This window comes from Pseudomonas sp. BAY1663 (assembly GCF_000582595.1).
In the GTDB taxonomy this organism is placed as follows: Bacteria; Pseudomonadota; Gammaproteobacteria; order Pseudomonadales; family Pseudomonadaceae; genus Stutzerimonas; species Stutzerimonas stutzeri_AF.
The window spans coordinates 1-4,458 of the sequence record NZ_AZSV01000155.1 but is presented as its reverse complement, the minus strand read 5'-3'; the positions used below and the strand labels follow the sequence as shown (position 1 = coordinate 4,458).

Below are 4,458 nucleotides of genomic sequence, written 5' to 3'. Positions count from 1 at the left end.
CGCGGGTGGTCTTGCCGGCGCCCGGCGGCGCCTCGAGCACGGCTTCGTCGCGCTGGCGCAGGGCCTGGCGCAACGCCGGCAGGGCTTCATCGATGGGTAGGGAACTCATGGACACTCGCTTAGCGGGCTGACGTCTCGACAACCGAGGCGCCCGCCCGTAGCGAGGCGCGTCAGTTGACGCTGTAACCGCGTCCGGCCAGGCAGGCGCCGAGGGCGCGCTGGTAGGTGTCGGCAACGCTCGCGGCCGGCGCCGACTGGGCGGTGGCCGGGTCGAAGCCGCTCTGGCTCACGGCCCAGCTATGGCACTCGTAGCGGTCGCGGCTCTGCTGCTCGGCACTCTGGCCCTTGGCCGGATAGGCGATGACATCATAACGCGTGGCCTCGCTGGCCGGCAGCGGCGGCTGGCTGACCGGCTCGTAGACGTTGCGCTCGGCGTTCCACAGGTAATAGGTTCCCGCCGCGATGAAATAGAGCATGCTGCCGATCCAGATCTCGCGCGCTCCGGCCGGCAGCCCATGGCCATGACGCGGGCCCGGCGCATGATGGTGGCGTGGACCGTCCGGCATGCCGTGCGGACCGGGCCCTGGGCCGGGCGGCGCGGCGAATGCCGGAAAGGCGAGGCAGGCGCAGAGAACTGTGGCAAGGCTTGCACGTGGCAACGACCAGGACATGATGCGGCTCCAGAGGAAGGACTGACGGCGCTCATTATCCGCGCGCCCGCCACCGCCTGCGGTCAGGCCTGTGTAAGGACTCGGTAAAAGCCGCCCGGATCGCCACGCCGGCACGGCGCTCCGAACACCCGCTGGCGCCATGCGGTCTGATGTCGAGAAAACATCATCCGGCCCTTGTATAGTTGCGCCAGATTTTTTCAGGAGGTCCCAATGCATACTCGTTCCCGTGTCATCGGCGGCGTGTTGGCCGTTTCCCTGTTCACCCAGCTGACGGCCTGCGGCACGCTGTTCTATCCCGACCGCCGCGGCCAGATCGAAGGCCGTATCGACCCGGCGATCGCCGTGCTCGACGCCGTCGGGCTGCTGTTCTACGTGATCCCCGGCCTGATTGCCTTCGGCATCGACTTCGCCACGGGGGCGATCTACCTGCCCGACGATCAATACTCCATGGCCCCGGAAAAGCTGCAGCAAGCCATCGGCGCCGACGGCCAGATCGACCAGGCCCGGCTGAAGGCCATCATCGAGCAGGAAATCGGCCGCAGCATGCCGCTGGATGACCCGCGCCTGATCCAGCACGGCGGCAGCATCGAACAACTGGCGGCCTTCGGCCTGCGGCCTGCCGCATGACCACGGCTATTGGCGCACGCCACCGATGAGTATCGATCGCGAACACGCCCGGCTCATGCGCCGGGCCACCGGTGCGGCGCTGGCGACGGCGATCCTGCTGGCGCTGAGCAAGGCAGTGGCCTGGTGGCTGAGCGGTTCGGTGAGCCTGCTCGGCGGCCTCACCGACTCGCTGCTCGACGGCGCCGCCTCGCTGCTCAACCTGCTGGCGGTGCATTACTCGCTGCGCCCGGCGGACGACGACCATCGCTATGGCCACGGCAAGGCCGAGGCCCTCGCCGGGCTCGGCCAGGCGGCGTTCATCTGCGTCAGCGCGATCCTGGTCGGGGTCCAAGGCGTCGACCGGCTGCTGCATCCGCAGCCGCTGGGCGCCCAGGGCATCGGCATCGCGGTCATGCTGTTCTCGCTGCTGATGACCGCCCTGCTGCTGACCTACCAGCGCCATGTGGTCAAGGTGACCGGCTCCACCGCGATCCGCGCCGACTCGCTGCACTACCGCTCGGACCTGCTGCTCAACGCCAGCATCCTGCTGGCCCTGATACTCGCCGGTTTCGGCTGGGAGCGCACGGATGCGCTGTTCGGCATCGGCATCGCCTTCTACATCTTCTGGAGCGCCGTGAGCATCGTCCGCGAAGCCGGAGCGGTGCTGATGGACACCGAACTATCGACCGAGATCAGCGAGCACATGCAGCAACTGGTGGGCGAAGTGCCGGGCGTGCACGGCTGCCATGATTTCCGCACGCGGGTCTCCGGGACGCGCTGGTTCGTACAGATGCACCTGGAACTGCCCGGCGAGCTGTCGCTGTCGCAGGCCCACGACCTGTGCGTGGCGGTCGAGCAGGCGATCAGCACGCGCTATCCGCAGGCCGAGGTGCTGGTGCACGCCGATCCGCTGGAGGTCTCGCCGCCGCATCGGTGAGCGTGGCTGGAACGAAAAAGACCACGCCGGGGCGTGGTCTCTTCGATTCGTCAGGCCGATGATAACGGCTGCTTCGCACGGCGCCTCGTGAGCACCGGGGGCCCGGACCGTCGGCCTGGATAAGGCCTTCGGCAGTCACGGCGGGGATCGCGTGCCGTGCCCGTTCTGCCGGGGGCTGAAGTTGGGATAAAGCTTACGCCTGCCGGCCCGACAGTGGATTGCGAAGATTGCTTTCAATGGCACCGCTTGCGCAACAAGTCGTCTTCAATCCATCATCTTGCGCAACAAACATCCGGAAGTATCAGTCCATGAGCAAACTCGACCGCTACGACCTGCGCATTCTCGCGGAATTGCAACACGACGCCCGCCTCTCCAACCAGGAACTCGCCGAACGCATCGGCCTGTCGCCATCGCCCTGCTCGCGGCGCGTCAAGCAACTCGAGGACGACGGCTACATCGCCCGCCAAGTCGCCCTGCTGGACCGCAAGCAGCTCGGCCTGACGCTCACCGCCTACGTACTGATCGGCATGGACCGGCATACCCCGGAACGCTTCGAGCACTTCGAGGAGATCATCGGCAAATGCCCGCAGGTGCTGGAGTGCAGCCTGGTCACCGGCATGGACGCCGACTACCAGCTCAAGGTCGTGGTGCCGGACATGGAGCACTACCAGCAGTTCCTGCTCGGCACCCTGACGCGCATCGAGGGCGTCTCCAGCGTGCGTTCCAGCTTCGTGTTGCGCCAGGTGGCCTCCAGCACCGAGCTGCCGCTGGAGCATCTGCGCAGCTGAGATACCGCTCACGAATCGAAGCAACACGCGCCGGTTGCATTGCGTATAATTCGCGCCGCCTTGCTATGCCCCGCGCGCGTCTATCCAAAAAGAGCTGCCCGCTCGCCTATAAGTATTGCTTCCCGCCGCTGCCATAGCTGATGTCGTCTGAGTTTCAGACCTAGCCATGCGGAGGACGCAATGGACCCAGCTGTTTTCGAAGAGTGGATGATGATCATCCTGGTCAGTGGCCTGGTGGCTTCATGGCCTTCATCGTCTGGGATCTAGCAAAGAAATCGAAGGCCGGTCGCTACGGCACCCTGGTGCTGTTCGGCGCGCTCGGGCTGGGCGTGCTGGGCTTCGTCATCAAGACGCTGGTGATCGGCAGCCTCGAAGGCATCTGACCGCTCACCTCCCGTTCACCCCTCTCCAGGCTGCGTCGCACCGACGCGGTCCGTGATTCGTTTTGCCCGAGGAAACCCCATGAAAGACACCGACCGCGTCATGCAGAGCTATGGTCGCTGTTGCGCCAGCCCGAGCTTCTTCGATGATTTCTACGTCAACTTCCTGTCCAGCTCGCCGGCGGTGCGCGACAAGTTCACCGATACCGACATGGTCGCGCAGAAGCAACTGCTGCGCGCTGGCATCCTCAATCTGGTGCTGTTCGCCCGCGGCATGCCCGACAGCAAGCTCAAGGCGCTCGGCCAGAGCCACAGTCGCGATGGCTTCGACATCCGCCCGGAACTCTACGACCTCTGGCTCGTCGCGCTGCTGAAGACCGTGCGGCAGCACGATGCGCAAGCCGGCAAGCCGGAGCTGGATGCCTGGCGCGGCGTCCTCGGCAAGGGCATCGAAGTGATCAAGTCGTACTACTGAGGCAGCGCCGGCGCTATAGCCGCGCCGGTACCTCGCGCCACTCGCCCGGCTGCAGGCCGTCCAGCGTCCAGGGCCCGATACGCACCCGTACCAGCCGCAGGGTCGGCAGGCCGACCGCGGCGGTCATGCGCCGCACCTGGCGGTTGCGCCCCTCGCGGATCACCAGTTCCAGCCAACTGGTCGGTACGCTCTTGCGAAAACGCACCGGCGGGTGGCGCGGCCACAGTTCAGGCTCCTCCAGGCGCCGCGCCTCGGCCGGCAGGGTCATGCCGTCGTTCAGCTCGACGCCCTGGCGCAGCCGCTCCAGCTGCGCCTCGTCCACCTCGCCTTCCACCTGCACCCAGTAGGTCTTGGCCAGCTTGTGCTTCGGGTCGGCGATACGCGCCTGCAAGCGACCGTCGTTGGTCAGCAGCAACAAACCCTCGCTGTCGCGATCCAGCCGCCCGGCCGGGTAGACGCCGGGCACCGGCACGAAATCCTTCAGCGTCGCGCGCCCGTCGGCATCGGCGAACTGGGTCAGCACATCGAACGGCTTGTTCAGCAACAGCAGCCGCGGCTCGGCCGGCGGTGCCTTGGCGACGCGCGCGGCGCGACCGGGCGG

At 66.6% G+C, this 4,458-nt stretch carries 6 protein-coding genes and 2 pseudogenes; 5 read left to right on the top strand and 3 right to left on the bottom strand.

Annotated features, from left to right (window positions below):
• Together BAY1663_RS26135 and BAY1663_RS26130 are read right to left on the bottom strand one after the other, a co-directional pair.
• A pseudogene (locus tag BAY1663_RS26135) lies at positions 1-109 on the bottom strand (ATP-dependent helicase); the annotation flags it as partial.
• A gap of 61 nt (positions 110-170) precedes the next feature.
• Positions 171-476 carry a hypothetical protein gene (locus BAY1663_RS26130; protein WP_128576442.1) on the bottom strand — a complete coding sequence of 102 codons (306 nt, stop codon included), beginning with the start codon at positions 474-476 and terminating at the stop codon, positions 171-173.
• A gap of 405 nt (positions 477-881) precedes the next feature.
• Here BAY1663_RS26130 and BAY1663_RS22165 point away from each other — a divergent pair, with 405 nt between their 5' ends.
• The 5 genes and pseudogenes from BAY1663_RS22165 (at position 882) to BAY1663_RS22145 (ending at position 3,857) form a co-directional block, all read left to right on the top strand.
• Complete coding sequence (locus tag BAY1663_RS22165; RefSeq protein WP_037045167.1) at positions 882-1,298, top strand: hypothetical protein; 417 nt, start codon at positions 882-884, stop codon at positions 1,296-1,298.
• Positions 1,299-1,323: 25 nt separating this feature from the next.
• Complete coding sequence (locus tag BAY1663_RS22160; protein ID WP_037045166.1) at positions 1,324-2,214, top strand: cation diffusion facilitator family transporter; 891 nt, start codon at positions 1,324-1,326, stop codon at positions 2,212-2,214.
• 308 nt (positions 2,215-2,522) lie between these two features.
• Positions 2,523-3,002, top strand: coding sequence for an Lrp/AsnC family transcriptional regulator (locus BAY1663_RS22155; protein WP_037045164.1), 480 nt, complete (start codon positions 2,523-2,525; stop codon positions 3,000-3,002).
• 180 nt (positions 3,003-3,182) lie between these two features.
• Positions 3,183-3,385: pseudogene (locus BAY1663_RS22150) on the top strand (DUF2788 domain-containing protein).
• Positions 3,386-3,464: 79 nt separating this feature from the next.
• On the top strand, positions 3,465-3,857 hold the full coding sequence (locus tag BAY1663_RS22145; protein WP_037045162.1) for a globin: 393 nt from the start codon (positions 3,465-3,467) through the stop codon (positions 3,855-3,857).
• 13 nt (positions 3,858-3,870) lie between these two features.
• On the opposite strand, the gene BAY1663_RS22140 is transcribed toward BAY1663_RS22145, so the two are convergent.
• On the bottom strand, positions 3,871-4,458 hold a 588-nt coding region (locus tag BAY1663_RS22140; protein WP_037045160.1), incomplete at its 5' end, for a pseudouridine synthase.